This is a genomic window from Alteromonas sp. NFXS44 (assembly GCF_040148705.1).
Classification (GTDB): Bacteria; Pseudomonadota; Gammaproteobacteria; order Enterobacterales; family Alteromonadaceae; genus Alteromonas.
In genome coordinates, this window is sequence record NZ_JAGDEA010000001.1 from 36,950 (window position 1) to 53,008 (window position 16,059).

A 16,059-nucleotide genomic window follows, 5' to 3' on the forward strand; every position below is an offset into this window, starting at 1 on the left:
CTACTTATTGACATTAATCTGAAGGAGTTTGAGAGGAAACAGCAGGGAAGTGTATGAAGAATAATACCCTGCAGTCAAAACGCTGATTTTGAATGCAGGGTAAGATATTTGTTAATTAAATGCCTTCGATCATGAACTCGATAGCTGCTTTAATCTCGTCATCACTACAATTGGCACAAGTGCCTTTTGGCGGCATAGCGTTAATGCCATTCAGAGCATTTTGCCATACGCCGTCCAGGCCACGCTCATCCAGGCGGGGTTGCCAGTCTGTAGCATTGTGCAAACGTGGCGCGCCTAAAACACCTGAACCATGGCAGGCGACACACGCGCCATTGTAAACATCCTCACCGGAACGGGCGGCAGATGCGCCGGCGCCTGCAGCCGCTGCACCTGCGATGTTCAGTTCACCGTAAGGCTTTATTCTTTCTTTTATTGCTTCGTCTGTCATTTCCTGTGCATGGGCGGTGGTGAGCCCCAAAGCAACAGTCATCGCTATCAATGCTTTTACTTTCACATCTGTCTCCGGCAACGGTCTTATTAGCAGTAATTGCCTGATTATAGCGGTTAAAAAGTCCCCGACAACATTTTGGTCACAAATACCTGGAAAAAGTGGGTGAAATATTCTTTAACCTGATTTCGGTCATGAAAACGCCAGATTCATGAAGACGTTAGCCGAAGCTTTGGGGTTTTGAATGCTTCGTGCGTGTCCGGATGAAATAATTCCGATCTTTTAAGCGAAGATATCGTAATGCATACGGTGGTGCGAATGCGTTACCGCCGAGTTAGTTGAATACCGCTTGAATACTGTTTATTCTGCGTGTTTTAAGCGCGAAATGTTGTATAACCCGGTACGGAAGTTATGAATTATTGGATGAATGGCACGGATGCTGAAAGTGGGTACACTTTACGGGGCAGGTGTTCGTCACAAGGTGTGAACCGGTGAACGAACAGCAGGCCATACCCAAAGCGCCCTCCGCGCATAAATTAAAGCCGCTTAACGATGCGGCAACCTCGCCGTTTGGTTTCTTTTTGTTGTGTTTATACACGGCACTGGTTTTTATTCGTCCTCACGAATGGCCGTTCTGGGAAGTTGAATTCCCGATCCTGCGTACCATACTGATCTCCACATTCGTTGCTTATCTGCTTTTCCTGAGACCGAAAATATGGGATATCCAGTGCACTTTGCTGGTGTTGCTGCTGTTTTCCATGGTGCTGTCTGAGTTCCGCGCCGGGCGGTTCTTAAGCGATCTCACGCCGGTAATCGACTGGGTAAACTCAAACGTTATTCCGTTTATTCTGTATCTTGGCTTTCTGGTGTCATTGAAGCGGCAACGCATTATCATGCTTATATCGTTAGTGGCGTGTCTTGTCATGGTGCATCAGGCATGGAGCCAGCTTGCCGACCCTCTCGGGCAGGGCTGGGCGGAAAGCGCCATTTTTCGGTACGACAGTGCTAACGAAATTCAGCAGGTTCGTTACATCGGTATCTTTAATGATCCCAACGACATGGGGATGTTCCTGGTCATGAACATTCCTTTTGCTGCTTACTTCTTTGTGACGGCAAAAGGCAAACTGGCCAAGCTGGCATCCCTGAGCGTGTTTGCGTTGCTACTGCTCGGGGTCTACTGGACCGGTAGCCGGGGCTCAATGATTGGCGTGTTTGCTGTTTTCTTTGCTTTCTTCTATATCCGCTTCGGCAAGGTAAAAGCTATGCTGGTGGCCGCAATGGGCGTGCCTGCCGGATTTATCGCTTTGATGTCTTTCCGGTCAATTGACGACAAAGACGCCAGTGCCATGGACCGTCTGACAGCCTGGTATGAAGGGATACAGATGGTTAAATACCGGCCTCTGTTTGGTTTTGGTAAAAACCGTTTTCTGGAGTATCACCCCAAGGTTGCTCATAACTCATTTGTGACCATCATGTCCGAGCTTGGCATCATCGGGTATACGCTGTGGATGGCGTTTTTCATTTTCATCTTCTATATGCTGTTCCGTATCCGCAGAATGCCGGATATTCCCGGTGAAGCCGGAGACAGCCTGCGCCAGGAGAAAACGCTGAGCTTGTACATGGCGGTGTCGATCATCGGCTTTGCCGTAACAGCATTCTTCATCAGCCGCAGCTACGCTATGTTCTTTTACATTTTTGCGGCAATCGTGTCGGCGTCTTTCTTCCGTTTGCGTAATAAATATCCGAAGTTGCCGCTGGCGTTTCAGGGCTCAAATATTGCGCGGGGTATCGGATACAGTGTTGTCAGTTTGATTCTGTTGTACCTGCTGCTGAAAAGCTTGCTGTCGTACTATTACTAAAGCATTCAGGGAGAGGTAAATTGAGTACTTTGAAAGCCAGTGTCATTGTTGCCGTATATAACGGTGAGAAAACGTTGGGCTTAACCATAGACAGCCTGCTGGCACAAACGTATCCCAACCTGGAAATACTGCTTATTGACGACGGCTCTACCGACGGCTCAAAAGCACTGATTGAAACCTACCTTCATGATCCGCGGGTGAAATATCACGCTAAACAAAACGGTGGAGTTGCCTCAGCACGTAATTACGGTATCAGCGTGGCCGAAGGGGATGTGATTGGTTTTTGCGATCAGGATGACCAATGGAAGCCTGAAAAGCTGGAGTACCAGCTGCCGGCCTTTGATAATCCGGAAACAGGTCTGGTTTACAGCTGGGTAGAAGTGAGAAAACACGGCGAAGTGTCGGTCAGTAAGCCGGAATTCGAAGGACAGTGTTTTGAAGCATTACTGAAACGGAATTTTATTTCCTGCTGTACCGCCATGGCTCGCAAATCACTGTTTCTCGAAATTGGTGGTTTTGATGAAAGCCGCGAATTGCATGGTGTGGATGACCGCCACGTGTGGCTGCGTATGGCCCGTATTTCTAACCTTGCCGTGATAAAGCGTCCGCTCGCCATTTATTTTATTCACGGAGAAAACTATTCCCTGAATGAAAAGAAAATGCTGATCGCCGACCTGGTTTGTGTGCGTAAAATTGCAGCTATGGACGGTGTTAGTGCACAGGAAAAAGCACTGTGTAAACAAGCCGAGTACGGTATTTATCTGCACTATGCCAATAATTTGTTATATCAGAATCACCCGCAGGATGCCGGTCACTGTTACCTGAATGCCTGGAAAGTAAAACCCGGACAGGTGAAATACCTCATTTCCGGGCTGTTGTTATCTGTTACGCCGCCGCCCTTGCTGCGCACCCTGAAATCATTCCGTAAGAGAGTTGTATAAATGGAACAGAAAGCCGTCATTGTGATCGGAATGCACCGCAGCGGTACTTCCGCTGTCTCCGGTATGCTTGCCGAACTCGGTGTTTTCATGGGCAGTGCTTTGTTTGCGCCGCAAAAAGGGGTAAATGAGAAAGGGTTTTACGAGAACTCGTATCTGGTCAACATGAATGAAAAGCTTCTTGATGAAGCCTTATGGTCCTGGGACGATCCTCTTGCACAGAACATGTACGCTGCGCCGCCGGAAAACGGTAACCATTTGCTTGATGAAGCGGTAAAAGTGCTTGAAAGCGATTACGGCAAACAATCCTGCTGGGGAATGAAAGATCCCCGTACCACGTTACTGCTGCCTTTCTGGCAACAGGTGTTCGATAAAATGGCGTTGTCACCGTTTTATCTGCTGATGGTGCGCTCTCCCTTTGAAGTATACGGCTCGCTGAAAAAGCGTGACGGCTTCTCTGCCGATAAATCATTAATGTTATGGCTAAACTATACCCTCACCGGCTACTTCTGCAGCCAGGGAAAGCCTCGCTATATCTTAAGCTATCACACGTTACTGGAGCGCCCTGAGGAGATGGCAAAGGCCGTATCTGATGCTGCCGGACTCAATATCGATGTGGATGCGCTGAAACTGGGTTTTGTTGACAAGAAAATGCGTAATCAGAAAAGCGTTAACGTACCTGAAGGTGAACTGTCTGATATTGCTGCGCAGGTGTATAACGCGCTTACTGCACCGGAAACAGATCATGATAAACTGGTTGCACTCAGTGCGCGGTATCAGGCGTATCTGGACAATTTGTCCCCTGTGCTGGTGGAACATTTGTTATCGCTGAAGAAAGAAGAAGTGTACTTCCGCCGTCATTTTCTTGAAGCCTACGAATCACTGTGGTGGAAAGTCAGCTGGCCGCTTAAAAAGCTGGAACAGTTCGTTAAAAGCAAAAAGTAAGATTTTAAAAGGTAAAGTAGTAAATGTTCACAGTGGGCGTGTACCGGCCGCAGACGCTGCCGGAAAGCTTTAATGTCTGTATCGACAATATCGTGCAGTATTTGCCGGAGCTCGGTGCATCTTACTTTTGTTCCGATGATCCTGCGCAATTATCCGCTGCTGATGTTATCTGGGATCCCCGCGCAGGAGGTGGTCATGCACCGCCGAAATGGCTGACGCTGCTGGAAAAACCGCTAATCATTACTCTGCACGGTGTGGGCCCGCTGGTATTTCCGGAACATTACAGTGAAGGTTTGCGTCACCGCTTTGAAATCTATAAAAGTAACCGTCGTAAGAAAAAAGCGTGGAAAGCGGCGTCCGGTCGCTACAGCCGCATTGTTACCGTGTCAGAATTTTCTAAGAAGGTAATAAACGACACCCTGAATATTCCGTCCGGTAAAATCGACGTTATTCTCAATGGTGTGGATTTGTCGGTATTTACGCCGCCTGAAAACCCCGCTGAAAATACCGCACCTTACTTTCTGCATGTGTCCAACGACGAGTCCCGCAAGAACGTTGACCGTATCATTAAAGCGTACGAAAAAATTAAAGCTGACAACAAGTGGCCGCTAATTTTAAAGCTGGCCGGTGACCGTACCTGCGATGTACCCGGGGTTAAAATTATCAATAAGCGCCTGTCGGCAGAAGAGCTGGTTGCGCTGTATGCCGGTGCCGGCGCATTTGTATTTCCGTCTGTTTACGAAGGCTTCGGGATCCCGATTATTGAAGCGATGGCCATGCGCTGCCCGGTGATCACTTCATCAGGTACCGCCTGTGAAGAGGTTGCTGCCAGTTACGCTACTCTGGTCGACCCTGCGTCTGTTTCTGCTCTGTCGTCAGCGATGGAATCACTGATGCTCAATCCTGTTTCTGAGCAGGCGATTGAAGCTGCTGTTAAACATGCCGGCTCTTTCAGTTGGAAAGAGACTGCTGAACAATATTACCGCGTTTTTCTTCAATCCGCCGGTGAAGGGAAAGCGTCTAAATAATGAAAAGCATTGTTCTGCATTCACTGAAGTGGGTGGCTATCGGTAAAATCCTTGGACAGAGTGTGCGCTGGCTAACCACTATCTTCACCCTGCGTTTCCTGTTTCCGGAAGATTACGCCGTTATCGCTTTATCGTCGTTCTTTACATCACTGCTGTGGGCGTTCAGTAAAAACGGTATTGCAGCTGCGCTTATCCGGGAAAAAGACGTCGATGATGACATTCTCGGACAGTTCTATACGCTGACCATCATCGCCCACACCTCACTGTTTCTGTTACTTCAGCTACTGGCGCCGGTTCTTGCCGGTGTGTACGACGATCCAAGGCTGGAAGACGTCATCCGCGTGTCATCACTCACTTTCCTGATTTCCCTGATAGGTTTCATGTCGGGCACCATGCTCAACAAGGAAATGCGCTTCAAAAAATTGTCTATGGTTGATGCAGCGTCAGAGTCTGTCGGCGCGCTTTCTACTGTATTTATGGCATGGTACGGGCTGGGTTACTGGTCAATCGTGTTTGGTGTTCTGGCGATGGAAACGGTGCGGCAAACCGGTTATCTCATCCGTGCCGGTAAATGGGTACGGCCCGGCAAGCTTACTTCTAAAATCAAAGGGATCCTCGATTTCTCGTGGAAAGCGGCACTACAGGCTACCGTGGGTTACAGCATCTTCAATCTCGATATTGCCATTGCCGGTTTGTATTTAAGTACTACCGATCTAGGTTTTTATCAATTCGCTGCCGTGCTGGCGATGATGCCGGCGGTAAAAGTGTTGCCGCTGCTCAGGCAGGTCGCATTGCCGGTTTATTCCAAGATTCAGGACCAGGCTTCGCAGATTGAATACTATTTCCTGAAAAGTCAGCGCATGAGTGCCTTGCTATTTGTCCCGGTGTTTTGGGGCGTCGCGGCCACCGCTAATACCATGGTACCGGCATTCTTCGGCGAGAAGTGGGTACCGGCAGCCATGATCATCACACTGTATTGTTTGTCTATGCCAATGCGGAGCCTGGAACAGCTGTTCGGGCCGGTGTTGAAATCCCTGAATAAAATGAATGTGATCATCGTCAACACCATCATCTTCGCCGCTATTCTGATCCCTGGCTTCTATATCGGTGCACAGTTTGGCAGCGGAGGCATGGCATTGTCGTGGCTGTTCTCATTCTTTATCAGTTTTATGATTGCATCTTACCGTTCGTGCCGCTGCCTGAATATCCGCTTTAAGCGTTTTATCGGCGCGGTGTACAAGCCCCATTTGATTGGCTTATGCATGCTTACCGCTACCTGGTGGCTGGGGCAGTACCTGATGCAATCCATGACTCCCTGGCTGGTATTTATTATTCAGGTCTTTACCGGTGGTGTGATCTATACCGGTCTGTCTTTACTGTGTGCCCGAAAAGAGAGCATGGAGCTCATTAACCTGGTCAGAAACAGGAACAGCAAATGAAAAATGTGGTCATTGCCGTTATTACCTGCCGCCGCCCGGAATGGTTGGGGCGGTTACTCGACGGCTTGCTTGCGCTTAAGTGCGATGAAGACATTAACCCCCGCATTCTGGTGGTGGATAATGATGCCAGTGAGAGCAGTAAGGACGTCGTTATCTCCCGTCAGCAGGACGGAGCTATTCCGGTGTCTTACGACGTGGAAAAACAGCAGGGTATTGTATTTGCCCGCAACCGCTGCGTAGAACTGTTCCATCAGATGAATGGTGATTACCTGGTGTTCATTGATGACGATGAATGGCCGCAACAACCTGACTGGCTTAACCGGCTGGTCAGTGCGGCGGGTGAATTCAATGTGGATGTGGTGACCAGCCATGTTATTTCTGTGGGCGAGCCTGGCACACCGGAGTGGGCTGTCGATTTAATTTACGGTAAAAATCCGTACAGACACGGACAGTTCATTGACGTGTTTTACACCAATAACCTGTTGTTGAGCCGGCGCATGACCGAAGCACTGACGCCTTGTTTCGATGCCCGTTTTGCCATGACCGGTGCCAGTGACTATCACTTTGCCCTGCGGGCGAAGCAGGCCGGATATCAGTGTGTTTATATCGATGCTCCGGTGGTGGAAGAATTTCCCGCTTCACGGGCATCCGTTAAATGGTTCTGCCGGCGGGGATTCCGTTCCGGGATCGGCTATACCCGTTCTCACGTGTTTGAAGAATCATACAAAACTGCCTTACTCCGTTGCGTGGCATTAAGTGGTGTCAGAGTACTTCGCGGACTGGCGAAACTCATCACCGGTGTTGTTACTAATAATAAAACAACCCGGGTGGACGGGCTGTTCCGCCTGTGCTCTGCGGCAGGCACCATTGCCGGTTTGTTCGGTATACAGCACGAAGAATATAAAGTGATCCACGGCAAATAATTCGCTGTGCCGTGAACGCTGATTGCATCAATAAGGAAATACTGTGAGTACAAGTAAGCCGCACGTTGTTATTCCGTTAGCATCTAATGCCCGACATTTGCAGCAGGTTTACACCGGTATGGAAGCGCTGGCTGCAAAAGGACACATCAGGCTGGATTATCAGTTCGACTGTCAGCGTCATCACAAAAGCGGGTTATCATTTACTGTGGATAACCGCCCAGTGTTTGTTGATACTGCCGACTCGCCGGCAATCAGCCAGCAGGATTACGATAAGTGCGATGTCTACTTCAAGCGTACCCTGAAGCCTGACGATACGGCGGCAATGAGCAAGCTGGAGCCATTCGGGCTGTATTTTGAAATCTATCCGTCAGTCCGCTCCGTACTCACAACCCGCCGGTACATGGCCTATTCTGACAGCGGTGCATCCAATAAACTGAAAACGTTTATCAAGTCTGTGGATACGGCCAACAAAATGAGCTTTATGCCCCGTGCTGCCCAGTTTGATAATCCGTATCCGGCCGGCAATACCGTGATGTTTTATGTGCGGTTGTGGGATCCGGATTTTGATAAAGAGTTTGAAATCAGCGAAGCGGAAGCCGAAGACCGGCGTTTAATTAATTCCCTGCGTATTGCCTGTGTACGCCAGCTGAAAGAACGCTTTGGCGACAGAGCGCTGGTGGGGGTGATGGATGATGCGTATGCCCGCAAGGTTGCACCGGATCTGGTTATCGCTGCAAACGACACTTCTAAACAAAACTATCTGGAAAGAGTAAAACAGGCCGGCGTGTGCATTGCCTCTACCGGCTTACATGAATCCCTGGGCGCAAAATTTGCGGAATATGTTGCTCTGGGCAAACCTATTGTCAGCGAAGTGTTTAACTACAGCCTGCCCGGCGATATTCAGGATAAACAGAATTACCTGCAATACACCACTGCAGAAGAATGTACTGAGCAGGTAGCCAGCTTGCTGGAATCACCTGAAGCCATGCAGAAAATGCGTGATGCGAATCTGAACTACTACCGCAATATGCTCACGCCGCAAGCCATAGCACAGCGTATTATCGATACTGTACAGCGCCGCTGAGGCGCTGCTGTATCTCACCTTTCATGTGCGTCAGAACGATTTAATTTCAATGTAGCCACCTTCCTGTGGCCGTAATTCTTCGATTTTTTCCATCGTCGTGACAATCGGAGGCAGCTCCCGGTTGCCGGTAATGGTCACCGCAGAACGGTCGTCGCCGTCACCGGTTTCATCCCGCTTCAGCAGACGGGTATCTTCCGTCACATTATTGTTCTCAAGGGTGATCACCGGGTGGCCTTCTACCCAGTTTGCATCGGGAATTTCATCTGTCAGCAGTACCGGCTCATTCTCATCTTCAATAAAGGCAATAGAATTATTACGCAGAGTTACTGAGTGCAGCCCCTGAAAGGTTCTGACAATGGTGCGGCCAAAATCTTCATCAATCAAAAACAGGTTGTTTTCGTACAGCGTATCGCCTCTTGACCCGCTGTTACCGTCACCGCCTGCACGGCTGCCCAGACCCGGCGGGCGCATCAGCATTGTGTTGCCCTTTACCTTAAATTGCTGGCCGGCAAAATCATATTTCTGATCGTATCCGATAAGCTCTACCAGATATTTCGCCTGAGGATCTTCACCGGATTCAATCCAGTTATTCTCAATCAGTGTGTTTTCAAAACGGGATTTCACACTGTTGCCACGGTTGTCGTGCAGAAAGCTGTCTTTCAACAGAAACTGGCTGCCCGGAAAGCTGTGCTGATCGCTGGCTACGTACACAGCATGTCCCCAGGAGCGGCCCGGCTTCTTACCACCGCTTTCCGTGACTTCCACATTAATCATCGATAAATTGCCGGAATTACGGTCGGTGGACAGCACGCCGGTACTGCAACGGCGGATAAGCACATTCTTCAGTACGGTGTTCGTGGCTTCATTCCGGAAACACAGCCCGCCGTCCTGCAGGACCACGTTTTCTATAGTCCAGTTATGAGAATGGCGCACTGCCAGTGTCCAGTTGAAACGCTCTGTACCCCCCGCAAAGACCGGTCTGTCTCCGGCATTTTTTGTGTTACCGAGAAGCCGGATAGGCAGCGCTTCTGTGCCGGAGATGTTTTTTATCTCAACCGGCTCATATTCGGCATCAGGATCCAGATAAATTGTATCGCCTGCGGCAAGTTGCGGGAGAATGTCCTTCAGCTGACGGTACTGACGGGAAGGGCCCACGTACCAGGTTTCAGGTTTTCTGGGCGTATTGGCGGTTTGTGTTATCCATACAATGCGGTAAATCCCACGGCGGCGCTCAGTGTCCGATTCTTTGAATTCCAGACGGTTCGTCCACATCGTATTGTATCTGTCCGGTGCCTGCAGACTGACCCGCAGCGTGTCGCCGTCTTTTACTTCAACGGGTTGATCTTTCACAGCCGGTGCACCGTTAACTGAAATCGCAATGCCTCTGGCTGTCAGTGTAAGCGGGTATTTGCCTACACCTTTCATGGTAAAGCATTCTTCCACCATTGCGCCGGGTGCCAGTTCCAGACGGGCTGGCAAATCGGCAGGATGTCGTACACGCCACTGATAATCAGACACATCTTTTACCAGACATTCACCGTCAGCAGCGTTTGCCTGTGTGATGCCAGAAAACAATATGGAGAAAAGAAGTGCTGGTACTGCGTGTTGCCATCGGCGCATAGAAATCCCTGTAAAATGGTGTTGCAAGTAAAGCTATACGGGACATTACCCAAATTAGCTTAAACTCACAAGTTACCGGCAGATGACAAAGGCTGTATTTACCGCGATTTACGGCATACTGCATAGCGCCGTGAATGCTTGTAATACAAAGGCTTCGTTGCTATGTTGCCTGTTCAGGGAATGCCGATGCCTGAAACAGGTGAACAGCTCTAAGCAGTCATCAGCGCTAACACTTACCGATGTGGTATCAGCTAAACAATGAACGTGTATTTCTATTTACCGGAAGATCAGAAACCTGCTCAGTTACCCGCGCAGACCGACTTCACATGGAAAGATTATTCGCTGGGCAAATATTGCTGGGGTCTGCAAACCTATAACCGTTTGCAACTGGCCGGCGTACCCTGTGAACTTACCCACACACTGCCTGATGAAGGTGTGATTATTGCGCACCGGGCATTCCTGCCGGACTCCGTCATTCCAACCCGTAAGCAGGTGCTGGTGTGTATACAGGCCGACTGGAGCCGTCATCCCTTCGCCCAGTTGCATATTTGTCAGAATATGGCGCAAACCAAAATGTCCGGTATACCGCGGCCGGAACGGTTCGCCACCGGTGAAACCTATTTCGTGCACCACTGGCCACAACCGGGTATGACGCCCAGAGATCCTGCCCGTGACAATACCTTTGAGAACATTTACTACTTTGGCCTGGCCGAGAACCTTGCGCCGGAGCTGAAATCAGACGACTGGCTTCAGTTCATGGAAGAAAACGGCCTTAAATGGCACCTGGAATCGTCACCGGCAAACTGGCGGGACTACAGTCAGGTAGACGGTGTGTTATTCGCCAGAGACTTCACTGGCAAGAAGCACATCAACAAACCCGCCAGTAAGTTGTTTAATGCCTGGATCACCGGTGCTATTCCAATTTGTACACCGGAATCTGCTTACGTCGATGAAATTGAAAACGATACTCAGGCCGTTGTAATAAACAATTACGACGATTTGAAAGCCAAACTCGTTGCGCTCAAAAACGACCCCGACCGCATCCGCAATATGCAGCAGCAAGGGGCGGTTAAAGCGAAGCAGTATTACCCCGAAGCCATTGTGCAGGAATGGGCAGCCATTCTGGAGACGGTAAAACAATACAGGATGAGCCGCGGCCAGTACGCAGCATTCATCGCCAAACGCAGCTTCAGCTGGTTGCTGTGTAAGTGCGTGCGCTGGTTAAGATAACAGCAATAAATACAACAGCCGGCTTCTTAAACAACGAATATGCCCGATAACGGATAAATCAGTTGAAGCCGGTGCCATGCATCAGTATCATTAGCGCCCGATTGAGCAGACAACCACTGTCATTCAATCCCCCTTCTACGCACCCGTAGCTCAGCTGGATAGAGCGTTGCCCTCCGGAGGCAAAGGTCAGAGGTTCGAATCCTCTCGGGTGCGCCATTTTTAAAGGGCTGCAGCCCGATTCTCTTCTTCTAAAAATTCTCTTTTTAAAATATGTAGCAAATGTGTAGCAGTTACGTACTTCGCCTCGCGTCTTTAACTAATTACTAAATGATGTAGACTCAATTTGTTTGGAAAGTTTTATTGGGATACATAAATGGCTCTAATTGAAGGGATCAAGATAAGGAATTACCGAGCACTGAAGGACGTTACGCTCGGTAAAACATGGCAAGAGCAGAATAAAAAGCCACTAACGCCTTTAACTGTAGTTGTTGGGAAAAACGGTGTCGGAAAAAGCTCTTTATTTGACGCATTTGGTTTTCTTGCGGATTGTCTCACTTTTGGTGTTGATGAAGCTTGCCATAGGAACGGCAGGGGGGGATTCGAAAGGCTAAGATCTGCATCTTCTAATGAGAATATAGAGTTTGAAATTTACTATCGAGAAGCTCAAAACGAGAGACCAATTACGTATGAGCTTAGTATAGGCTTAGATAATTATGATCGTCCTATTGTTGTTACAGAGCGATTGAGGCAACGGCGACAAGGATCTACTCGAGGTTGGCCATTTTCATTTCTTGATTTAAGTAGAGGTTCAGGAAAAGTCTGGTCTGGAAATGCTTTGGCAGAGAGTAAAATTTCAGATGAATATTTACAAGAAGAAACCAATGAAACTCAACAAATAGAGCTAGAGAGTCCTCAAAAACTGGGAATTGCTACACTCGGAAATCTGAAAGATCACCCCCGTATTGCAAAATTCCGTAAATTCGTAGAAGGATGGTATTTATCCTACTTTACTCCTGAATCAGCTAGAGATCTGCCGCGAGCTGGTCCACAGAAGCATCTCAACAGGAGAGGTGATAACCTTGGCAATTTTGTACAGTTTATGGAGAAGGAACATCCTCGAAAATTTAAAGATGTTTTGTCAGATATATCTTCGAAGATCCCAGGTATAGATAATATCGATACAGAACAATCCCCTGACGGTCGATTATTATTGCGATTTTGGTCAGATGGATTTGATAAACCTTTCTATGCACAACAGATGTCAGATGGTTCTCTTAAGCTGTTGGCATACATGCTTCTCTTAGAAGACCCTGAGCCAGCTCCTTTCATTTGCATTGAAGAGCCAGAAAATGGGTTATACCACAAATTGTTAGACTCGTTGGTCGAAGAGTTTCGTGATAGTGCGAAAGGCAAAAAAGGTGATTCTCAACTGTTTGTGACTACACACCAACCTTATCTAGTTGACTCGCTTGACCCTGAAGAAGTTTGGGTTCTAGAAAAAGATTCGGATGGCTTCTCTAAATTGACAAGAGCATCAGATTACCCTGAGGTTGTTGCAATGGTTGATGAGGGAATTCCGTTGGGTAGTCTTTGGTACAGTGACCATATAGATAGTAGGATTTAGCCATACAATGCACTTTGAGATTCTTGTAGAAGGACAGGCGGAACTCACAGCTCTGTCAATCTTGATGCCTAAGATAATTGGGGAGTATGGGAACCCCCATACTTGGAAAATTCACAAACATAGAGGAATTGGCAGATTACCCGATAATCCGATGAACGCTCCAAACGTTCACGACAGCACGTTGCTTCATCAGTTGCCTGCAAAGCTCAGAGGTTATTCTAAAGCGCAAAAAGAAAATCAAATGGTAATCGTTTTACTTGATTTAGATAATAATGATTTGCAAACATTTAAAACTGAATTAGATGTCTTACTACAGTGGTGTGAACCAAATTTCTCACCAGACTTTATTTTTGCAATTGAAGAGCTTGAAGCTTGGTATTTGGGAGATAGGGAGGCATTAGTTAAATTTAATGAAAAAATCGATATTACGGTTTTAGATTCTTACACACAAGACAGCATTGTCGGAACTTGGGAGTTGTTGGCGAAAGCAGACGAGCCTTCCATTCTTGCTCACCGTAAAAGAAGTGCTGCTATTTTGGACAAGAAAAAAGAATGGTCAAAGAAGATACCTCCTTTGATGATAGTTTCTGAAAATATCTCAAATAGCTTCAACACATTTGTCAGTCGATTGCAGTACCATATTTCTTGATTAGTACACTTATTTACAGAACTCCAAGTAAAAGCGGGAGAGCCGTCAAGCGGCTCTCTCTGAGCTATGTTCAATACGCCATTCGTGAACGCGGGTGATGATTTCCTGCTCACCATACCTAACGCCTTTCAACGCATGAGTAATAACACCGTCGAAATAGCTCTGTTTTATTTCTCCGGTGGTTTCATCGACTTTTTCAAGGTAGAGAGGCCGTACAGCTTGCTCATCACGTTTAGAGAAAACGCCGCCCATGAGGGTAACAAACTCAGACCAAGAGCCATTGTCCGCTGCTGTGTGAATTTTCTTCAGTCCCTCAGCAAAGTGTTGAACTTGTCTTAATCTGCGTAACTCACGCCATACAGTAACAGAGCCTTTACCAATTTGTTGAAACTGTCTGATGCTCCAGCAGCTAGCCCATGCATTAACACGTTGCGCTGCATGTGTGGCGTCACCTCCATCAATGTCAGAGTCCAGATTTTTACCGTTAATATTTTTACTCACATATTTCGCGATATAGCCGGTAGCGCTACCACGGCTGTAATCAATTTCTTTAAAGTCACACCGGTTTTCAGTGGCTCCGGCTTCATCACCATCATCACGTAAAGCGTGTTCGATAACGACTTGCTTGTATGCATCCATGTGATGAGGTTCGATAAATATTAACATATGCCAATGTGGGGTGCCGTCGTGTTGTGGCTCAGCCACTCGAAACCCGTATTGCGTGATGCCCTGTCGATCAAACTCTGCACGTATGCGGCTCCACATGCTATTTAGATATTGCTGACCATCATAAGGCGTTGAACCATCCCATTTCGGGTTTCTGTCGCCGGATTTAGCATAAGTATTGTGGAAACGTGAAGGGCATGTGATTGTAACGAATAGTGCTTTGTGACCGAGATCTTTGGATATCTGCTCAAAGCCAGCCATACGGGTCATTAATTCGTTCTTTCTGTTAACGGGATTCGAGACGTTTTTATCTGAAAGTTCGGCCAGTGAAAATGAATCATCTTCTTCATTAACGATGACAAGATTTTCCAGCATCTTCCGTTGGCGCTCGATTTGCAACTGTCGAAACTTAACGGTGAAGTCACTACAGTATTTTCCTTTACGGCTGTTCACTTGCCCGAGCGCTATGAAAACATTCTCCCGCTTTTGAGTTAATACCTTTCTCAATTTCCTTAACCACCAGTACTTGTCCTGCATTCTTCGAATTGCACCCGTCAACGTAACGACATTGGATTCTTCTGGCGGATTAATACCAAACCCGTTAACGAGTTTTGCGCAAGCTGCATAAACGTCTGAAATTCCGTTAACGGAATCTGAATCCGTTAACGAGTTACCAGCTTTACTTTTCACAACATAAAGTTCGATACGCTTGCAGCGCTGCGCATTTTCTTCTGCAGCTTCGCGTAAGTCATCTTCACCAGAGCCAAAATAATTTCTAAGCTTCTCTGGTAAAATTGCATCTATCTTCTCGCTGGTTTGCCGTAAGTAAGTATTAGCGTTGAACGGCTTCTCAAAGGATTGGTATTGCTCAATAAGGACTTCTTGCACTTCACGAGGAAAGTGTGAAATTAATCCTTTAACGAAAAGGCGATCATCAATACTTAAGGATTGGTAGAAGCTACCAAGCTCGTTGTCTTGCAGATCTAATGCAATAGAAAGTGGGGATTCTTTAAAGTGTTTCATGCGAATCCTCCCAACTTGCGACTGTTTGCGCTCCGCGTTCGGAAATCACAACGCTCGACCATCTAAAGCCGTATTGAAATGCCTCTCCTGCAGCTTGCACTAAACCAAACTTCATTAACGAGTTAAAAACCGTTAAGTGAAATTGGCGTGGCCTTTTACTTGGAAAGGTAGTTGTTCCTAATTGGCTCCCGACAGTTGTGCAAAACTCGACAATACCGCCATCAGCAAAGAACTTAAGTAGTTCCTTCTGGTTAAGACTTAATTTTTGCATATCTCAACCCCTTAAACGCTTAGTTCATCTTGATAAAGGTGAGTACGGCGGACAAAGCTATCCATCCAGCCATCTAAATCTTCTCGCAGATAGCGAACAGAACGCCCAATCTTGATAAAGGGCGGTGCAGGGGTGCGGTTTTCACGGTTGCCGTCCATCCGCGCTTGGCGAAGATAGGAACGGCTCATACAGATATATAGTGATGCTTCTTTTTCAGAAAGAAGACGTGGTGTGATTTGGTTAGTCATAGTGCCTCACGACAGTGTTAGTTGATACTGCGGAGGACTTTAGCGAGCAAAAAATTAAGATTTA

15 protein-coding genes and 1 tRNA gene are annotated in these 16,059 nt (G+C 47.5%); 11 read left to right on the forward strand and 5 right to left on the reverse strand.

The features are described from left to right. Positions 1-115: 115 nt before the first annotated feature. On the reverse strand, positions 116-514 hold the full coding sequence (locus J3369_RS00190) for a c-type cytochrome (RefSeq protein ID WP_502877390.1): 399 nt from the start codon (positions 512-514) through the stop codon (positions 116-118). Between the two features lie 425 nt (positions 515-939). Between J3369_RS00190 and J3369_RS00195 the strand changes: the two genes are divergently transcribed. From J3369_RS00195 to J3369_RS00225, 7 genes are read left to right on the forward strand one after another with little or no spacing between them, the layout of a single operon-like run. Continuing rightward, positions 940-2,307, forward strand: coding sequence for an O-antigen ligase family protein (locus J3369_RS00195; RefSeq protein ID WP_349582315.1), 1,368 nt, complete (start codon positions 940-942; stop codon positions 2,305-2,307). A 20-nt stretch (positions 2,308-2,327) separates the two neighbouring features. Further along, on the forward strand, positions 2,328-3,248 hold the full coding sequence (locus J3369_RS00200) for a glycosyltransferase family 2 protein (RefSeq protein WP_349582318.1): 921 nt from the start codon (positions 2,328-2,330) through the stop codon (positions 3,246-3,248). After that, positions 3,249-4,190: a sulfotransferase family protein gene (locus J3369_RS00205; protein WP_349582321.1), complete on the forward strand. Its 942-nt coding sequence runs from the start codon at positions 3,249-3,251 to the stop codon at positions 4,188-4,190. Between the two features lie 23 nt (positions 4,191-4,213). Then, positions 4,214-5,218 (forward strand): glycosyltransferase family 4 protein, encoded by a 1,005-nt coding sequence (locus J3369_RS00210; protein WP_349582323.1) that lies wholly within the window; start codon positions 4,214-4,216, stop codon positions 5,216-5,218. Further along, on the forward strand, positions 5,218-6,657 hold the full coding sequence (locus tag J3369_RS00215) for a lipopolysaccharide biosynthesis protein (RefSeq protein ID WP_349582326.1): 1,440 nt from the start codon (positions 5,218-5,220) through the stop codon (positions 6,655-6,657). The genes J3369_RS00210 and J3369_RS00215 overlap by 1 nt, the downstream gene beginning before the upstream one ends. Further along, a complete protein-coding gene (locus J3369_RS00220) occupies positions 6,654-7,580 on the forward strand; it encodes a glycosyltransferase family 2 protein (protein ID WP_349582328.1) in 927 nt (308 codons plus the stop codon). Before J3369_RS00215 ends, J3369_RS00220 begins: the two co-directional genes overlap by 4 nt. Positions 7,581-7,623: 43 nt before the next feature. Continuing rightward, the gene (locus tag J3369_RS00225; RefSeq protein ID WP_349582331.1) at positions 7,624-8,664 is read left to right on the forward strand and encodes a glycosyltransferase; all 1,041 of its coding nucleotides are present in this window, start codon (positions 7,624-7,626) and stop codon (positions 8,662-8,664) included. Between the two features lie 30 nt (positions 8,665-8,694). Here the strand turns inward: J3369_RS00225 and J3369_RS00230 are convergent, their stop codons facing one another. After that, positions 8,695-10,284: a hypothetical protein gene (locus J3369_RS00230; protein ID WP_349582334.1), complete on the reverse strand. Its 1,590-nt coding sequence runs from the start codon at positions 10,282-10,284 to the stop codon at positions 8,695-8,697. Between the two features lie 258 nt (positions 10,285-10,542). On the opposite strand from J3369_RS00230, the gene J3369_RS00235 reads away from it, so the two are divergent. The 4 genes from J3369_RS00235 to J3369_RS00250 all read left to right on the forward strand — a co-directional run bounded on the left by J3369_RS00235 (position 10,543) and on the right by J3369_RS00250 (position 13,787). Further along, a complete protein-coding gene (locus J3369_RS00235; protein WP_349582336.1) occupies positions 10,543-11,514 on the forward strand; it encodes a glycosyltransferase in 972 nt (323 codons plus the stop codon). A gap of 139 nt (positions 11,515-11,653) precedes the next feature. Beyond that, positions 11,654-11,730: transfer RNA gene (locus J3369_RS00240), tRNA-Arg, on the forward strand. A 157-nt stretch (positions 11,731-11,887) separates the two neighbouring features. Beyond that, positions 11,888-13,138 (forward strand): AAA family ATPase, encoded by a 1,251-nt coding sequence (locus J3369_RS00245; RefSeq protein ID WP_349582339.1) that lies wholly within the window; start codon positions 11,888-11,890, stop codon positions 13,136-13,138. A gap of 7 nt (positions 13,139-13,145) precedes the next feature. Further along, the gene (locus tag J3369_RS00250; RefSeq protein ID WP_349582342.1) at positions 13,146-13,787 is read left to right on the forward strand and encodes a DUF4276 family protein; all 642 of its coding nucleotides are present in this window, start codon (positions 13,146-13,148) and stop codon (positions 13,785-13,787) included. A 45-nt stretch (positions 13,788-13,832) separates the two neighbouring features. Here the strand turns inward: J3369_RS00250 and J3369_RS00255 are convergent, their stop codons facing one another. The 3 genes from J3369_RS00255 to J3369_RS00265 are packed head-to-tail and all read right to left on the reverse strand — an operon-like array spanning position 13,833 to position 15,995. Next, the gene (locus J3369_RS00255; RefSeq protein ID WP_349582344.1) at positions 13,833-15,476 is read right to left on the reverse strand and encodes a replication endonuclease; all 1,644 of its coding nucleotides are present in this window, start codon (positions 15,474-15,476) and stop codon (positions 13,833-13,835) included. Beyond that, the gene (locus tag J3369_RS00260) at positions 15,463-15,747 is read right to left on the reverse strand and encodes a hypothetical protein (protein ID WP_349582347.1); all 285 of its coding nucleotides are present in this window, start codon (positions 15,745-15,747) and stop codon (positions 15,463-15,465) included. The genes J3369_RS00255 and J3369_RS00260 overlap by 14 nt, the downstream gene beginning before the upstream one ends. An 11-nt stretch (positions 15,748-15,758) precedes the next feature. Continuing rightward, positions 15,759-15,995, reverse strand: a complete 237-nt coding sequence (locus J3369_RS00265) for a helix-turn-helix transcriptional regulator (protein WP_349582350.1) — start codon at positions 15,993-15,995, stop codon at positions 15,759-15,761. Positions 15,996-16,059: the final 64 nt, after the last annotated feature.

What these genes read in the sequence shown, in the direction of transcription:
- J3369_RS00205 (WP_349582321.1), top strand. Translation starts at nt 3,249, where the DNA reads ATGGAACAGAAAGCCGTCATTGTGATCGGAATGCACCGCAGCGGTACT.
- J3369_RS00210 (WP_349582323.1), top strand. Translation starts at nt 4,214, where the DNA reads ATGTTCACAGTGGGCGTGTACCGGCCGCAGACGCTGCCGGAAAGCTTT.
- J3369_RS00215 (WP_349582326.1), top strand. Translation starts at nt 5,218, where the DNA reads ATGAAAAGCATTGTTCTGCATTCACTGAAGTGGGTGGCTATCGGTAAA.
- J3369_RS00220 (WP_349582328.1), top strand. Translation starts at nt 6,654, where the DNA reads ATGAAAAATGTGGTCATTGCCGTTATTACCTGCCGCCGCCCGGAATGG.
- J3369_RS00230 (WP_349582334.1), bottom strand. Translation starts at nt 10,284, where the DNA reads ATGCGCCGATGGCAACACGCAGTACCAGCACTTCTTTTCTCCATATTG.
- J3369_RS00235 (WP_349582336.1), top strand. Translation starts at nt 10,543, where the DNA reads ATGAACGTGTATTTCTATTTACCGGAAGATCAGAAACCTGCTCAGTTA.
- J3369_RS00245 (WP_349582339.1), top strand. Translation starts at nt 11,888, where the DNA reads ATGGCTCTAATTGAAGGGATCAAGATAAGGAATTACCGAGCACTGAAG.
- J3369_RS00250 (WP_349582342.1), top strand. Translation starts at nt 13,146, where the DNA reads ATGCACTTTGAGATTCTTGTAGAAGGACAGGCGGAACTCACAGCTCTG.
- J3369_RS00255 (WP_349582344.1), bottom strand. Translation starts at nt 15,476, where the DNA reads ATGAAACACTTTAAAGAATCCCCACTTTCTATTGCATTAGATCTGCAA.
- J3369_RS00260 (WP_349582347.1), bottom strand. Translation starts at nt 15,747, where the DNA reads ATGCAAAAATTAAGTCTTAACCAGAAGGAACTACTTAAGTTCTTTGCT.
- J3369_RS00265 (WP_349582350.1), bottom strand. Translation starts at nt 15,995, where the DNA reads ATGACTAACCAAATCACACCACGTCTTCTTTCTGAAAAAGAAGCATCA.